The organism is Methylobacterium sp. FW306-05-D, from assembly GCF_058782155.1.
On record NZ_JBYSXL010000091.1, the window covers coordinates 1 to 15,149 of the forward strand.

General features: G+C 65.5%; 13 protein-coding genes and 1 pseudogene. 3 read left to right on the top strand and 11 right to left on the bottom strand.

The features are described from left to right. Positions 1–723 precede the first annotated feature (723 nt). From AC3WLN_RS21115 to AC3WLN_RS21140, 6 genes are all read right to left on the bottom strand, one after another. Positions 724–1,437: a hypothetical protein gene (locus AC3WLN_RS21115; protein WP_492484550.1), complete on the bottom strand. Its 714-nt coding sequence runs from the start codon at positions 1,435–1,437 to the stop codon at positions 724–726. Continuing rightward, a complete protein-coding gene (locus AC3WLN_RS21120) occupies positions 1,434–1,886 on the bottom strand; it encodes a hypothetical protein (protein WP_492484552.1) in 453 nt (150 codons plus the stop codon). The genes AC3WLN_RS21115 and AC3WLN_RS21120 overlap by 4 nt, the downstream gene beginning before the upstream one ends. A gap of 14 nt (positions 1,887–1,900) precedes the next feature. Continuing rightward, positions 1,901–2,383, bottom strand: a complete 483-nt coding sequence (locus AC3WLN_RS21125) for a hypothetical protein (RefSeq protein WP_492484554.1) — start codon at positions 2,381–2,383, stop codon at positions 1,901–1,903. A gap of 79 nt (positions 2,384–2,462) precedes the next feature. Next, the gene (locus AC3WLN_RS21130; RefSeq protein ID WP_492484556.1) at positions 2,463–2,879 is read right to left on the bottom strand and encodes a hypothetical protein; all 417 of its coding nucleotides are present in this window, start codon (positions 2,877–2,879) and stop codon (positions 2,463–2,465) included. A gap of 167 nt (positions 2,880–3,046) precedes the next feature. Beyond that, complete coding sequence (locus AC3WLN_RS21135; protein WP_492484558.1) at positions 3,047–4,138, bottom strand: hypothetical protein; 1,092 nt, start codon at positions 4,136–4,138, stop codon at positions 3,047–3,049. After that, positions 4,135–5,385: an MBL fold metallo-hydrolase gene (locus AC3WLN_RS21140; RefSeq protein ID WP_492484560.1), complete on the bottom strand. Its 1,251-nt coding sequence runs from the start codon at positions 5,383–5,385 to the stop codon at positions 4,135–4,137. Before AC3WLN_RS21140 ends, AC3WLN_RS21135 begins: the two co-directional genes overlap by 4 nt. A gap of 108 nt (positions 5,386–5,493) precedes the next feature. On the opposite strand from AC3WLN_RS21140, the gene AC3WLN_RS21145 reads away from it, so the two are divergent. Beyond that, positions 5,494–5,751, top strand: coding sequence for a helix-turn-helix domain-containing protein (locus tag AC3WLN_RS21145; RefSeq protein ID WP_492484562.1), 258 nt, complete (start codon positions 5,494–5,496; stop codon positions 5,749–5,751). A gap of 45 nt (positions 5,752–5,796) precedes the next feature. Here AC3WLN_RS21145 and AC3WLN_RS21150 read toward each other — a convergent pair whose 3' ends face one another. The 4 genes and pseudogenes from AC3WLN_RS21150 to AC3WLN_RS21165 all read right to left on the bottom strand — a co-directional run bounded on the left by AC3WLN_RS21150 (position 5,797) and on the right by AC3WLN_RS21165 (position 10,775). Then, entirely contained in the window at positions 5,797–7,581 is a 1,785-nt protein-coding gene (locus AC3WLN_RS21150) for a DUF6538 domain-containing protein (protein WP_492484564.1), read from the bottom strand. 236 nt (positions 7,582–7,817) lie between these two features. Next, positions 7,818–7,961: pseudogene (locus tag AC3WLN_RS21155) on the bottom strand (IS5/IS1182 family transposase); the annotation flags it as partial. A gap of 255 nt (positions 7,962–8,216) precedes the next feature. Further along, positions 8,217–8,657: a hypothetical protein gene (locus AC3WLN_RS21160; protein WP_492484573.1), complete on the bottom strand. Its 441-nt coding sequence runs from the start codon at positions 8,655–8,657 to the stop codon at positions 8,217–8,219. 1,158 nt (positions 8,658–9,815) lie between these two features. After that, on the bottom strand, positions 9,816–10,775 hold the full coding sequence (locus tag AC3WLN_RS21165) for an AraC-like ligand-binding domain-containing protein (RefSeq protein WP_492484566.1): 960 nt from the start codon (positions 10,773–10,775) through the stop codon (positions 9,816–9,818). A 465-nt stretch (positions 10,776–11,240) separates the two neighbouring features. On the opposite strand from AC3WLN_RS21165, the gene AC3WLN_RS21170 reads away from it, so the two are divergent. Together AC3WLN_RS21170 and AC3WLN_RS21175 are read left to right on the top strand one after the other, a co-directional pair. Then, positions 11,241–13,592 (top strand): MHYT domain-containing protein, encoded by a 2,352-nt coding sequence (locus tag AC3WLN_RS21170; RefSeq protein ID WP_492484568.1) that lies wholly within the window; start codon positions 11,241–11,243, stop codon positions 13,590–13,592. Positions 13,593–13,685: 93 nt separating this feature from the next. Beyond that, on the top strand, positions 13,686–14,180 hold the full coding sequence (locus AC3WLN_RS21175; protein WP_492484570.1) for an FAD-dependent monooxygenase: 495 nt from the start codon (positions 13,686–13,688) through the stop codon (positions 14,178–14,180). 314 nt (positions 14,181–14,494) lie between these two features. On the opposite strand, the gene AC3WLN_RS21180 is transcribed toward AC3WLN_RS21175, so the two are convergent. Further along, a partial coding sequence (locus AC3WLN_RS21180) for an IS110 family RNA-guided transposase (RefSeq protein ID WP_492484572.1) occupies positions 14,495–15,149 on the bottom strand: 655 nt, incomplete at its 5' end.

The following is a 15,149-nucleotide window of genomic DNA, read 5'->3' on the forward strand; positions in this document are numbered from 1 at the left end:
CTGTCCGGCTACCCATGGCCGCCACCATGCAGTAGCCTTCCAATTGGCTCGGTCCAAAATACCGGTCAGGTCAACCTGAACTGTCGAGGTTCAGTTCATGCAATTAGGGCGGCCATGGCATGGTCCGCAAAGCACATTTAGCCGGGTCCGCCACTTAAAATTGAGTTTGTAGCCGGCCATGTGCCTTCCGCTTCGATCTGGAGCGAAGACTTTAGGGGTTGCGATGCGCAAGGTCGGCAAAGGGTCACAAATTCGCATCAGCATTGCCCAGCTTTGCGGAGTCGTGCCCCTCTCCTCTCGCGGGGGGGCGAGCTACAGGTCGCTGGCCGGCGTCAAGGCCGCGTGTTGGCAGAACCGGCTCGTCGAGGAGTGCCAAGTTTTAAACACTTGGCGGGGTCGAAATTCGCGGAAAATCTGCAATGTTCTAGGTTGGGTGGTCTTGGTGCAGAGGTCAACCAGGAGTTGTTCTCGAAGGCGGCAGGCCGTGGAAACATGGCGGCTGAGATTCAGTGGCCAAGGGGGTACTCATCCGCTTGCCAGAGGTAGGCCAGCGTCCACCGGCGGAGGCGCCGTAGGCGGCAGGGGGGCCTGCCGCTCCAGCTCGTCTACCGGCGGGTGGGGTGATTTTCGCTTTGATGTAGTGGTCGCGATCGGCGCGAAACAGCCCTGGACGCGGTCGCCCTACGCAGCGATGCGGAGCTGTCGTGTTGGACGGCTGCGCTCTCAGCGCTCCCGGTTATCCACTGCCTCCGCCCGTTGCAGGCGCCAGACCGGCACTTGGTTTGGGTCGAGCCGAGCACGCCGCTCCGTCATGAACCGGCTGAACGAAGACGTTGTCGACAGGACCGCGTCGCCGATTGCCAGCCGCCGCTGACCGCTCTCCTTGTCGTCGTCCGTCTCGCGCAGCAGGCTCCGCACCCGGCAAAGGTCGACCGTGCCGCCTGCGATCAGCGCGGCGGCATCTGCTGGGTGGTCGGGGGCGTCGGTGCGGCACCAGAGCCAGAGTAGGTGCTCCGCGCTCGCCAGCAGTGCCGGCACGCCGAACCACGGGCGGGTGACTGCCTCGGCCAGCAGCCTCGCCTTGATCGTCCCAGTACAGGGCCGCAGCGTCAGGGTGATGGGCCGCCGGCATTGGTGCGGGTCCGTGTGTGCCGCGAAGCGAGCCCGCGTCGCCCGTACAAACTGCGCGGCGTGCCCGCCCCCGTCCGGGCCAAGATCGGCGACGATCTCGATTTCACCGAAGAAGCGTGCCTGCTCGTACAGCGTCAGGGCGATGCGGCCAACCACGGCGTAGGGGAGTTCGGCCGCGTCGAGCCGTCCGACGAGGTCGCAAAAGATCGCCGGCAGCATCCCCGGCGTTGTGTTGCCCGGGTCGGTGACATCGACCAGCAGTGCTTCGATATCGGCCGAGCTGCCGCCTATGCTGTTTGCCCTCAAGCGAGGGTGCGATAGTGCGCATCCGAGCGTACCGTGTGACGCTCTCTGGTCAGGCCGAATAATCGGACGAGGTTGGCGATCGTCTGGGGCCGCTGCAGGCGGCGGTCGGCGTAGAGGGTGAACAGCGCTGGCCCGTGCATGTAGACCACCCGCCCGCGCGGGAAAGTTTCGTACTCGTGACCCGCGATTGCTGATGGCAGTCCGCAGCGGCGCAGAGTCGTGGCGCCGAGCCTGCGCCACGCTTCCCAAACCTCATGGTGCCCGCGCGGGTGGGTGAGGCAGTCGCCGTAGGGTTCCGCCTCTGCCAGGGTCGTGCGGTCTGTGACCAGCACCATACGCCCGCTGTCCGGTACGCCCCAGAAGATGCCGACGCTCGGGGCGGGCAGCTTGCCGGGAGGGGTGTTGGAACATGGAGTGGTGGTGTCCGTGCCGGGAGTGCTCATGCTCATGGTGATCTCCCGCTTCAGAACACGAATTTCCAGTCGATCCGCTGCATCGGTGCGGCTGCCTCGGTCAGGTTCGCCGAGCACATCACCACGATGTCCTGCCGCACCGCTTTCGCGCCGGCCCGCACCGGGTTAGGCTTGACCAGGAAGCACAGGCCCCTGGCCGGCCAGTGACGCTGCTGGTCGGGGGCACCGACCGTCATTAGCGTTACGTGGGTCAGGCGGAGCGCGTAGCCGTAGGCGTTCTCCATATTGGGGACCTGGGCGGTCGCGAAGTTGACCGCCATCTCCGGCTTCGCTTGGCCCTCCCGGTAGCCGGTGACGAAGTTCACCTCGCCCTTGCCATCGTCGACGAGGCGGAAGTCGTGGTTGCAGGGGGCAGGCCGCCCGTCGATCTTGAGTTCGAGGCACCCGCCGGTCTTGGTCTCGTCGACCGGCGGGTTTGCCCAAGCCGGAGAGACGGCAAGAACGAGGGACAACGGCAGGATCGCACGCATCATGGGGGTGGTCCGTCGAAGGGGAGAGAGGAAAGGCATGTGGTCCGGGCACGCGGAGGCGGCGGACCGACACGGCTTGCGGTCAGCGGCGGGTCAGCGCGCCGTCGAAGCTACAGGCAGGCCCGTGAAAATCGCCGCAGCCCTGCTCCTCCATCCGCACGCGCTTACGGTCTGCACCGAAGCGCAGAGTGAGCTCGCAGGCTGCCTCGTCTCCCTTCAGGCTGAGCCGCAACGTGTCGGTATCAATCCGGCGGGCAGCGCCTGAGACGGTGCCCGAACACGCGTCGGGGATGCCGGTGAAGGCCTCGACCGAGTAGGTGGCCGCCGGTCCTGCCTGATCGAGCGAAGATACTTTGAGGGTGAGGCGACCTTCGCCTCGCCCCTGATAATGCGCTTCGAAGGATGGGTTCGCCTGTATGGGTGTCACCGAAATCGCGAGGAGGACGCCGAGGCACATCAAGGTCGGGATCGAGTGCATGGGCCGGTGAAGGTGCAGCACGCGACGGATCGGGGCAGCGTGATGGGATAGGCTGGACATGACGAAGGGGTCTCGCGGACGCTCCGGCGGAGCTGAGAAGAGGTATTCCCGTTGCCCCCCGCGAATTTACAGCCGGACGCAGATTCCTGCCGCGGCCGGCGGTCGCACCCCCTCCCGAGCCGAAATCCTCAGACTGGGTCGGACGGCCGGCGAAAGGCAGCACTCGTCCGTCCATTGGGCCGGCCGACCGCGTAGACCTGCAGCCCGTGCCGGCAGCGCAGGTCATCGGTGATCGCCCGCAGCGCACCGTCGCGCTGGTCCGCGTCGAAGCCGAACACCACGAGACGTGGCTCGGGATCGACCCGCAGCCGGCGTGTGCCTGAGGCGACTTCGGCTGTGAGGAGATCGCGGGGCGTTACGGCGTCGAGGCCGCGGGTGGCGCGCACCGCGTTGCGCAGGGCGTCGAGGCGGACGAGGTCGCGGCACAGGGCCGGGTAGCCCGCCGCCAGCCGCTCCGCCTGCGCGGTCAGGGTCGCCCGGTAGCGCGTGACCTGCGCGACGATCGCCGGGGTGGTCTTCGAACGAAGGGCCGGGTTCGCCGCGAGCTTGGCCTCGTGGAACACCAGCCACGCTTCGCCTGGCACGCCCCGCTCCTCCAGGCTCGCCACGTCGAGCCGGTCCTGGCGGGGTAGGGCCGGGGCCTGTGCTGCTTTGCCTGCATCCGCCGGGGCGAGCAGCGCGGCGTCCGCCTCCGCCCCGTCCGGCTCGGGGGCGACCTGTGCGCCGGTGAGCGCAATCTCGACGTCGACGACGTTGGGGCTGGCCTGCACCAGCGCGTGCACCCCGGTCTTCTCCAGTCCGGACAGTGCCGCGGCCGCCCGCTTCATCTCGGCCAGCGTGCCGGCGCCCTCGTAGCGCGTCCACACCGCGCTGCCCGGGTCGAGGTCGAAGCCGCCGTCCGGACCGAGCCGGGTCAGCGCCTGCCGCTGGCGCACGAGGTACTTGGCGTGCGTCTCGGCCGCCACGCCCGTGCCCGCTGGGGTGATGCGGAACAGCGAGGCGCCACGGTGGTAGACGTTCAGCGAGCGGTCGCGCACCGCCAGCAGCAGATCTGGGTCGGCCAGCACGTCGGCCCACCAGCCCCCGTGCGGCGCCTGGGCCAGCGCCTCCAGCGCCGCGAGAAACGGCTCCCCGAGGCTCCGGTACGGGACCTCGTTCGTGGCGTCGATCCCCGTGCCGCTCCTCGCGCCGGTCTCCGCCGCCTCGCTCGCGCCGCTCATACCGCTGTGTCCCACCACTGTCCGTCCTCCCTGATCGTGACGCTGGGCCCGAACAGCGCGGGGAAGCGCTCGGGCATGAAGGTGTGGACCGGCACGAGTTGGCGCGGCGCGATCGCTGCGGCCAAGTGCTTCAAGTCCGGGATGCTGGCGTGGCCCGAGGTGTGGGCATGGGCGAGCGGGATGGCGCGCTCGGCGAGGTCGTCGGCGAGTGCCCGCCCGCGCGGCTGGTCGAGGTAGCCTGCCCATTGCGACCAGATCGCCCGCGCGCCCGTCAGACACCCGGCGCGGTCGAGGTTGGGCAGCAGCGAGCGGCGGAACAGCAGCGCCGCGCGTGGCGCCATGGCCGTTAGTTGCTCGGGGAAGATGCGGTTGGCCCCGTGCCGCTCGATCAGGTCGAAGCGGCCGGTACGCTTGATCCGCACGCGCTGGTGCTGGGGCACGAAGACGCCGACGCCCGGCCAGTCGGATTGCGGGATGCGGGGATTTCCGGTCGCGGCCAGCACCTCGGCGGCATAGAGGTCGAGCACCAGCGTACGGCCGGTGCGCTTACAGGCGCGGTAGAGTGAGACAACGCGATCGATGTTCTGGGCCGAGGCCGCCGCCAACGCGAGGCCCGCGGTGTCTTCAAACAGGCTGACGAAGCGGTCCTCGATTTCTGCCTCACTCAGGAAGGTGCGGTCCTCATCGAGGCGGCCGAGGCTCGATCCCTCCAGCAGCAGGGTGTCGACGCTGCGCGGCGGGTCACGTACGAGGCGCTCGAACAGTGCGCCCTTGCGCCCGTGGGCACGAAGGTCGCCGGAGTAGAGCAGCCGCTGCCCGCCGGCCTCCACCAGCAGGGCGTAGGCGTCGTAGGCCGAGTGGTCGACGAGGATCGGTGTGACCGCGAACGGGCCGAAGGTGACCGTCTGCCCTTCGGCGAAGGTGACCGTCTTGGTGGGGACGTAGCTCTCCGGAACGAAGGTGGCGGCTGCCCGCAGGATGCGAAGGGTCGCTTCGCCCATCACCACGGGCAGGTCGGGCCCGGCGAGGTGAATGAGCCCAACGTGGTCACGGTGGCCGTGACTGAGCACGAGTGCGAGCAGGTCGCCGCCGCCGGCCAAGCCCTCAATCGTCGGGTGGCGATTCGTGTCGTCGGGGTCGCCGTCCAGTGGCAGGCCGAGGTCGAGGAGGAGGCGGACTCCTTCGTGCTCCAACTCGACGCAAGTGCCACCGATCTCGCGCGTGCCGCGGTGAATACGCACCCGCATCGTGATCCTGCTTGCCCCGTGCCGGTCCCTGCCGTGGGACGAGCTTAGCGGTAAGGTGTGGCTATAGACAGTGGTTAGATAGCCCGTACTGGCTGCTGATCCTCGCTCATGAAGGGGCGAGCATTGGTGGCGTGGAACCTACGCCGGGTGCGCGTGGCGCAGGGTTTAAGCCAGGAGCGGCTGGCGGCAGACGCGGGCGTCGACCGGGCGTACCTTGGCGGGCTGGAGCGGCAGGCGGAGAACCCCACAGTCGACCTGCTCGACAAGGTCGCGGCGGCGCTGGCTGTCCCGCTCGGCGAGCTGTTCGTCGCGCCGGATGAAGGCGCGACGCCGCCGGAGCCGCTCAGGGGCGGACGTCGGCGCTGATTGCTGCCTTCGTCCCCGTCCCCGGTGAAGCCTTCCGCCCCAAGCTTACTTGTGCACTGTGGTGTGAAGTTTGGACAGATCCACCCCGATTGCGATCGTCTCGATAGCGGCCCGCAGTTGCGGCAGGGTTGAGCGTTTGGTGTAGCGCGCCGTTTCGCCCGCCGTCGCGTGGCCCGTGACGTGATCGATCACTGCCGGCACCACGCCAGCTTGATGCATCAGCGTCGTCGCGGTGTGGCGGAACGAGTGGAAGTCGAGTCCGACTCGGTAGACCCCGACGTCACGGCGGTAGCGGGTGAACCATTTGGTGAAGGCATGGCCGAGCCGTTCATCGGCTCCGCCACGTTCCAGGCCGGGGAAAACACGGGGCTGTCGAATGCGTCGCTGTTTGTCGACGTGCGCGAGGAAGCCGAGGCGGATCAGTTCCGAGTGGATCGGTACGCGGCGCACAGCAGTCGCGTTCTTCACCTTGCGCGGAGGTCGGTCGTTGATATCGATGAACCAGACGTCCTCGTCCTGCCGAATGTCCTCGACGTGCAGTTGGCAGATTTCTTCCTGACGCATGCCGGAAAACACAGCGATCAGGGGCAACCAGAACTTTTCGTCCCGCACGATGAGCCCGCCGGGCGTTGTGCGCCGGGTCGGTGACACACAGCCCGTCCAGACCGGCGTTGCAAAAAGACGAGTGAGCTCGGCCCGCTCCCACATGTCGCGCTGCTCGCTCGCCTTGCGAGTGGCCGCGAAGCGATGACCAGAGAAGATGTTCTCGCTCGCGTCACCCTCCGCCACCGCTGCTGTCCAGAGTGTGGACAGGGCGGAGAAGTGGCGCTTGATGGTCTTCTGCGTGATGACTCCGACACCCGAGCCCTTGGGCAGAGCCGTGTAGGCGGCCAGGATCGCCTCGACGTTCAGGCCGCGATAGCGCGGGTGCTTACCGTAATCGCTGGGCAGCCGCTCGACGCGCTCGCGGAAGCGTCCGGCATCCTTGCGCGTGTAGGCGCCGATGGGCTTGTCGCCGCATACGTCCGCGAAGAGACGATAGGTGGCGCCAGCCTGAGCCGCGGTCTGATTGTCCCAGCGCTTCGTCTGGACCTGCTGGTCGCGAAAGGCTTTTCCATGGTCCTCGAAGCGGACTTCGGACGCGGAAGCTGGGTCGTCCTTCTTGGGTGGTGTTGATGCCGCTGGCGCGACGGGGGCGGCTGCGGCCATTGCTGCTGCTGCGGGCGTCGCCGAAGCCTTTGCATACGGCTCGGTGAGCGTCGCCTTCAGAAGTTTGTCGCGCGGCTCGTAATTGAAGTCACCCTCGTAGCGAGCTTTCAGCGTCTCCGAGAGGTCGATTCCGGCGCGCAGCATCGCCTGCTTGGCTTTGGCCGCTTCCGCAGGTGTCAGATCCCGGATGGCGATCCCCTGACGCTTCAGCATTGCCTCGGCGATGAAGGCTGCCTCGTCGAGACGGTTGCTAGCCAACGCCTCGCGTCCCTTGGCGGCCATCGTCGCGTACTGCGTGACCCGGGCTTCGCGTACGCCCTCGGGCAGCGGTCCGCGGGTGAGCCGGCCGGCGTTCTCGTCCGACAGCATGGTGTCGTAAAAGTCTCGGACGAGGTGAGCAAGCTGGTCGTCGGTCAGCATCGGCATGGCGCGCAGGGTCGAGAACAGCTCTTCCGCCGCCACGTATAACCGACAGGCTCCGACCTTGGCAGTGCGGATGTCGTTTGTGCCGAGGCTGCGCAGGAGTTCGTGGCGGCCGAGGCGCCGCCGCAGGTCGGCAGGAACCCGGCGTCTGAAGTGGAAAGTGCGTCCGCGCTGGACAACGTTGGCGACCGAACCCAAACCGCGCTCCCGCCGTCCGCGGACGGTTGTGTAGCAGCGGTGTGTAGCAAAGGGCTCAAACCGCAGGGCGGTTCAGCAAAAAGTTCAACGCCTGGAGTGACTTAGTTTGTCGTACGCAGCTAAGACTGATTCAAAAAAATCCCCTAAAATCAGCTACATAGCCCGATAGGGTTGATTCAGTATTTATCTCACAAATACGCTGGCACAGCTAAAACTGATTCAACACCTAAGAGCGTCTAACAAAACCATCGTTCGATGAAGCGCCAGACGATGAGAGCGGCAGCCAGCGTCGAGAATGCGAGATGGATGTCGGCCCGTCGCTCGTATCGGATGGCGAGGCGACGGAACTGGGCGAACCACGCCAGGGTCCGCTCGACGACCTGGCCTGCCCCTATCCGGTGGTCCAGGTTCGAAGTTAGTGCATCGTCGGGACGAAGGTCGCCAAGAGCTCAGGAGAAAGATGCCCACACGAATCGTCGTCGTCGAGGACGTGACCGACCGCGCCCGGAGAGGTGGGGCCAAATCGCGCAGCCCTTCATCTGTACGGACGATCGAGGTCGTTGATGGCAAGAAGAGGCCCGTTTAGGCGCCAATCAGCCGGCTTATCCAGGCGACGCTGCTGCTGCTCGGGTTCCCTACAGAAGGAAACCTTGGCGTGATCGGTTCGTCAGGTTCGCGCCCGATGCGACTGCGCGTACCAAACAACGACATCTGCCGTCCCCTGCGAGCTTCGTCGGCCCGGTCCCAACAGTCTCGATGAGCTGGCGGACCGGCGGAATGTGTCGCCTAGCGTCGATCCGGAGCGGAAGCGGTCGCGGGCGGCCGGAAAGCCTTCTCGCTTCCCGGCCCAAGATAGGCCGTTTCGGCGCCCCGAGGCTTTTGGCTGAGCTGCCGGCCTCGACCACGGCGAAGGCGCGGCCGCCGATCTCGACGACGTTGGTGTTGACCGTGTCGTCGCCCCGGCGCGGCCCCGGGGCGGCGGGCCTGCCGAGCGCCGCCGAGGCCGCGCGCGAGCCGATCCAGCGGTTGCGGTACCACAGGGCCCTGCCGCCCGCGATGCAGAGACCGTGCACCATGCCGTCGCCCAGGAACCAGTCGTGGCCGCGCGTGGTCGGGCGGGATTGCGCCCATCTTGAGGTAGCGGCCGTCAAGGCCCGCCGGGATCGTCCCGGTCACGGGCAGATCCCGCAGCGTCAGCTCCTCGCGCCTCGGTGCATGGACGCCGACAACGAAGGGGTGCTGCGTTCCTGGCAGGCGGAGCCGGTTGCAGGCCGCCACCAGCGCGACGAAGCCCTCAGCGGCAGCCCTCAGAGTCGACTCGATAGGATTCGGCATCGGTCGCTGTCTCGGTGCGGTGCGGGGGCGAGGGATATCTTAACGCAGGGCGTCTCCTGTCCAGTTCACTGGTGGTCGCCGCCACCCGAGCTGTTCGAGTTCGGCTCCAGGGCCAGACGAGCCTCAACCACTGAGATCCTATTGGTGCGACCGAGCACATCCGCGATTCTGACCAGGACATCGCGGTTGGCCGCGAGTAGCGAAACAGATCTGTGCAGGCAGGATTGCAGCAGGACCTCGACGCGGTGTCCCAACTCAGGTTGCCGACGCAGGCAAGCGGACAGCTCGGCGGAACCCGCCGGAGCCACGAATAGGAGTTTCTCGCCAACGCCATGGGACAGTTCGAGATCGGCCAGGAGTCGCGTCGCGCAGGCAAGATCACGGCTGCTTCAGAGAGGCGCTAGCGGCGGTCCAGGTGGCTGAGATGGGTCGGGATCCGTCCGTCCGCTCTACGTCTGGGTTGGGTGGTCAGCGGCTGGTCCGCTTTCGAGCGGCCAAAGCATCGAAGCGGACGGTCTCGTTCCCCCCTTTCTACACTTCTTGCACCTCCTCGGTGCCTCCTTCTCAGCAGCCGCGAGGCTTAGAGCTGTCCCACCGCCTCGACGATCTCGCCAAACGGCAGCGGCTTCTAAAACCGTAAGACGTCGGCCATGTCCGGCGGGATCACGTCAGGGTCGTAGCCCGTCAGGAACACGAACGGCGCGTTGCATGCCCTCAGCGGTCGCGCAATCTCAAAGGTGGCCCACCTCCGCCGAGATTGAGATCGAGCACCGTGTGCGTTGGGTTTTACAGGCTCAGGGGATCCCGCATCGGGTCTTCGTGCGGGCACGGGCCGTCGGACCCTGACGCAGATCGACTGGATCAGGGCGCCCGATCAAACATCGCGCGTCGCCTGATGGTCAGAGCGTCTGCCCAACGCGGCGTCGAAGCGCGCTGGGCAGCACGCCGTAGGCAAGTTTGAACCGACGGCCGAAATGGGTCATGTCGGAGAAGCCCCAGCCATAGGCGATCTCGCTGACTGTCCGGCCGCCTTGTAAGGGATCTTCCAGGGCCTGGCGACAGCGCGCAAGGCGCCGCGCCTGGATGAGTTGTACGATCGACGTGTTCTCGTCAGCCAAGACAGCATTGGCGTATCGCACGCTGACCCCGGCCGCGCTGGCGACCAAGCCGGCATCAAGGGCGCGGTCAGCCAAGCGGGCTTCGATCACCGCCCGCAATTTCACACGCACGAGGGAGCGGGACGGCGAGGTACGCGATCCGTCCTGCCCCCACATCCGCCCAACCGACAGGGTGACCAGATCGAGCAGGTGCGGTTCGAGAAGGGCTTCGGCGGCCGAGCTCAAATTGTCCGTGTGATGCGGCAGCATCGCGAGAGTGGCCGACAGCAGACCAGTCTCGGTCGTGCCCGGCTTGATCGCCCGGGCCGTCATCTCCCGTGCCTTCCCAAGGCGCGCTTCCAAACGCTGCCGTGGGATTTTCAGGATGAGGACTTCCGAACCTTTGAAAAATCGTGCCCCGTAGGGCAAGGCCGGGTCGATTAGGGTGATGTCCCCCGCCTCCAACACGACGTTGCGGCCGTCCTGCTCCAGGGCGATCTGCCCAGCGGATTGCCGACAGATGAACAGCTCGTCGGTGTTGGCGTGCGCTATGTGACGGCGGGTATGGCTAACCGCCATGTCCGAGTTCTGGAACGAGACAAGTCCAATGTCGCCGACCGAGCCGGCACGTAACTCAGCGTGAAAAGTATTCCGGCATACCGGGGTGGATTCGTGATCGACGACATCCCTCCGGGCCACATCGTGCCAGAAAGCGAAACGCTCCCGCGGATGGATGTGCTCCGTCGAGAATACGGTCTTCAAATGACCCTCGCATGTCCGGATAGCCGACGATGAAGGCCGACGCGGCCGATTCGAAGCCGCATGGGCATGACACAATGACACTCGCTGGGTTGAAGGCAACCGGCGACATCAGATCAGGCCCAAACAACCCGTCTCACATGATACGGCTTCATTGCAGGCGGAGAACCCCAGCTCCCGGGGCAAGTTTTGCCGAAGCACTACGATTTTTGCCGCAGCGAACGCAGGGCATACACGGCACGCCCTAGCACTACTTTGGCAGTCTGGTCTAAGAGCCCTGATGGCCCATCTTTCAGGCCAAAAAGCATCAGATTTTACTGACTTGATGCACTTTAGATTGCAGTGCACGCAAACATATTTCCTGTTTCCGGCGCGCTTAAATCAGAATTCCTTTCTGCCAAAGTAGTCATAGTGAATGAGACGCACTGATCTAACGAGTAGAATGCGGTCGCAAGGTACTTCGCCCGGATGCCACATCCCGGAACTCACGACTCTGCCCTCGTCGCAATCTCGATCCTGATCGCTGCCGCCGCTTCCTACACGGCGCTCGACCTCGCCGCACGCATGCGTGCCACCACCGGATGGCCTTCGCGGGCGTGGCTCGCCGCCGCCGCCGTCGCCATGGGAGGCGGCATCTGGTCGATGCATTTCGTCGCCATGCTGGCCTTCAGCCTTCCGGGCCTGGAGGTCGGCTACGATTTGCGCCTGACCCTGCTCTCGCTGATGCTGCCCATCACGGTCACGGGGCTCGGCTTCGTTGTCGTCAACGGGCCAGGCGCAGGACCAGGCGCCCTCTGCCTCAGCGGCCTCGTGATGGGGCTCGGCATCGCGGGAATGCACTACACGGGCATGATGGCCATGCGCATGCCGGCCGACCTGAGATATAACCATTTTTGGGTCGTTATCTCGATCCTCATCGCCATCGGCGCAGCCATCGCCGCGCTCTGGCTCGCCTTCCAGCAGACCAGCGTCAAGCTGCGCCTCCTTGCCGCCGCGGTCATGGGCTTCGCCGTTTCAGGTATGCACTACGGCGCGATGCAGGGTTCCGCGTTCAGCGCACATGCGCCCGTCGATCATGCCCACAGTACCGTGGGTGTGAACCAAACCTACCTCGCGATTTGGGTCACCGGCACGACCTTCCTGATCCTCGTCTTGGCACTCACTGCAGCCATGTTCGACCGGCACCTATCGGAGGCATCCGAGCACGAGGCTGCGGCTCTCCGCGCCAGTGAGGAGCGCTTCCGGCTGCTGCTCCAGGGCGTAAGAGACTACGCGATCTTTATGCTCGATACTGAAGGTCGGATTGCCAACTGGAACGCTGGGGCCGAGTGCATCAAGGGCTACACAGCCGAGGAAATTGTCGGCAGTCACCTGTCTCGCTTCTACACGCCAGCAGACCTCCAGCGTGGCGATCCGACCATGGCGCTCGAGACTGCGGCTCGCGAGGGGCGGTTCGAGGCCGAGGGCTGGCGGGTGCGCAAGGACGGCAGCCGCTTCTGGGCCAACGTGGTGATCGATGCGATCCGCAACGAGCACGGCCTCCTTGTTGGCTACGCGAAGGTCACACGTGACATCACCGAGCGCAAGCAGGCCCAGGAAGCTCTAGATCAAGCCCGTGAGGCGCTTGCACAGGCACAGAAGATGGAGGCGGTTGGCCAGCTCACGGGAGGGGTCGCGCACGACTTCAACAATCTCCTCATGGCGGTCCTCGGCAGCCTCGAATTGCTGCGGAAACGCCTACCGGACGATCCCAAACTCACACGCCTGCTCGACAATGCCGTTCAGGGCGCGCAGCGTGGTGCTGCCCTGACGCAGCGCATGCTCGCCTTCGCGCGACGGCAGCAGTTGAAGCCCGAGGCGGTGGACTTGCCTCAACTCGTGCAGGGTATGACGGACCTGCTCCAAAGCTCGATCGGACCGCAGATACGTATCGAGACCCGCTTCCCGCTTGGCTTACCGCGCGTCCTGGTAGACGCGCACCAGTGTGAACTGGCGCTTCTCAACCTGACTGTGAACGCACGCGATGCCATGCCCGAGGGCGGCACGATCACGATTGCGGGTCGCCAAGCGGGCGAGGAAGATGCGGTCGATCTTCCCGAGGGCCGCTTTATCTGCCTCTCGGTGGCGGACACAGGCAGCGGTATGGACGCGGCGACCCTCGCCCGTGCGCAGGAGCCATTCTTCACCACGAAGGGCGTCGGCAAGGGAACAGGGCTGGGCCTTCCGATGGTGCAGGGCTTAGCTGCGCAGTCACAGGGCCTTCTCACGCTCAGGAGCCAAGTCGGCGAGGGAACGACTGCGGAAATGTGGTTTCCAATGGCCGAGGCTGGGGCACAAGCTGAAACTGTGAACGCTGCACCTTCCCCCCGTATGTCGTCGCGGTCTTTGGCCGTTCTGGTAGTCGATGACGATCCCCTGGTTCTCGAAAACACAGCAGCGATGCTGGAGGATTTGGGTCATCACGCCGTTGAAGCCCGATCGGGCCAGGATGCCCTGGATCTTCTTGATCGCACACAAGGGCTGGACCTTGTCATTACCGACCACGCTATGCCGGGCATGACGGGAACACAGCTGGCAAAGCAGATCGCATGCGCGCACCCTGGGTTGCCAGTTATTTTAGCCTCGGGCTACGCGGAGGTATCGTCAGAGCGCACCCTTGTCCTGCCTCGACTGAGCAAGCCGTTTGATCAAGGCACACTGGCTCAGGTAATCGCCGACGCGGTTCATGGCGCCGAGATTTCAAGCAAGATCATCAACTTTCGCTCCCGAGCAGCCACACTGGATTGTTCGGGTGCCGCACGCGATGCACACCAAAAATGAGGTTCCCGGGAGCCAACTATCGCAAGCTTGAACACCTAATGTTGGGCCACTGCGGCTGAGGGCCGATAGGCTTACAGCAGCCTTGAATGGGACGTGGACCGCCAGAAGGCCTTCCTGCGCAAGCGCTTCGCGGATGCCGGTTGGCAGGCCGAGCGTGTCCTCTCAGGGATGGATAGCACACAGCAGTTCTACTTCGACGTCCTGCGCCAGGTCCGGATGAAGCAATGGTCGAAGGGGCGCGTTGCTCTGACGGGTGACGCCGCGTGGTGCGCGACGCCGCTCGCCGGCATCGGAACGACGCTGGCGGTCACCGGAGCCTATGTGTTGGCGGCAGAACTCGACCGCGGCGGCGACGTGACGGCCGCCTTGAATCGCTACGAGACCGCGATGCGCCCCATGGTCGAGGATGGCCAGGGGGTGCCGAAGATCGGTCCACGCCTGATGCATCCCCGCAGCCGTCTTTGTATCCGCTTCCTGCACGGTGCGCTGGGCGTAGCGAGCCAGCCGTCCCTCGGCAATCTGGCGGCGAAACTGTTCGCGGGCAAAACCAAGGTGCCCGATCTGTCCGGATATGCTGAAAATCCCTGAGGGAGCTGGACCCGTCCGCTAACGGTAAGCCTCGTGATCCAAGTGAATGGCCGTGTGTGGACGCCCCATCGGATTCAAGGGGGTGTTGGAGAGATTGGTGCGCGCAGGATCAGGTGCTGCCGTGTGTCCGGCCTGTTGATGCAGCCATCATCACGGCTGCTGGCCTGTATGGAGAGCGCGGATCGGGTCCAAGTCGCTTTGGCGCGCTCGAGGCGCTTGGCCATTCACTGGTTTTCCCGACCCCGTCTTCTGACCGTTGCGCCATACCTCTCGACTGACCTTCCCTGCCTCCCTGACGCCTCAGGCCGTGGCGATCACGCCGTGGCCGGAGCTCTGTAGGAGCCGCCATGGGCCATCAAGGCCCAGACGATCCTCGCCATCTTGTTCGCCAGGGCGACGGTGATCAGCATGCGCGGCTTGCGCGACAGCATGCCGGCCAACCATGCCCCAGCTTTATCGGGATCACGCGCCGCGACCTTGGTCGCAGAGCTCGCGCCCAGGATCAGCAACCGTCGCAGGCTGCGCTCGCCCATCTTGGTCGTTCGCCCCAGCCGCTCCTTGCCGCCGCTGGAGTGTTGCCGCGGGACGAGACCGAGCCAAGCCGCAAAGTCGCGCCCGCGGCGGAAGGTACCGGCGGCCGGTGCCAGAGCCACGAGTGCGGTCGCGATCACCGGGCCGACACCCGGTATCGTCATCAGCCGCTTGGCCACGGCATCGTTCTTCGCGCGTTGGGCGATCTCGCGGTCGAGAAGTGCGATCTGCGCCTGGAGCGCCTCCAGGCTGCCCGCAATGATGGCCAGGACCGGCCTTGCCTCGGCCGGCACGTCAGATGTGGGGTCGCGGACGATCGCCGCGAGCTGGCCAACGTGCCCGACACCTTGGCGAACGACGTACCCGAACTCCGTAAGGTGCCCGCGCAGTGCATTGATCAATTGGGTCCGCTGACGCACGAGCAGGTCGCGCGTACGG

Excerpts from the sequence above, each read along its gene's own strand:
- AC3WLN_RS21120 (WP_492484552.1), bottom strand. The coding sequence starts at position 1,886 with ATGAGCATGAGCACTCCCGGCACGGACACCACCACTCCATGTTCCAAC.
- AC3WLN_RS21125 (WP_492484554.1), bottom strand. The coding sequence starts at position 2,383 with ATGATGCGTGCGATCCTGCCGTTGTCCCTCGTTCTTGCCGTCTCTCCG.
- AC3WLN_RS21135 (WP_492484558.1), bottom strand. The coding sequence starts at position 4,138 with ATGAGCGGCGCGAGCGAGGCGGCGGAGACCGGCGCGAGGAGCGGCACG.
- AC3WLN_RS21140 (WP_492484560.1), bottom strand. The coding sequence starts at position 5,385 with ATGCGGGTGCGTATTCACCGCGGCACGCGCGAGATCGGTGGCACTTGC.
- AC3WLN_RS21145 (WP_492484562.1), top strand. The coding sequence starts at position 5,494 with ATGAAGGGGCGAGCATTGGTGGCGTGGAACCTACGCCGGGTGCGCGTG.
- AC3WLN_RS21160 (WP_492484573.1), bottom strand. The coding sequence starts at position 8,657 with ATGGTGCACGGTCTCTGCATCGCGGGCGGCAGGGCCCTGTGGTACCGC.
- AC3WLN_RS21170 (WP_492484568.1), top strand. The coding sequence starts at position 11,241 with ATGCCACATCCCGGAACTCACGACTCTGCCCTCGTCGCAATCTCGATC.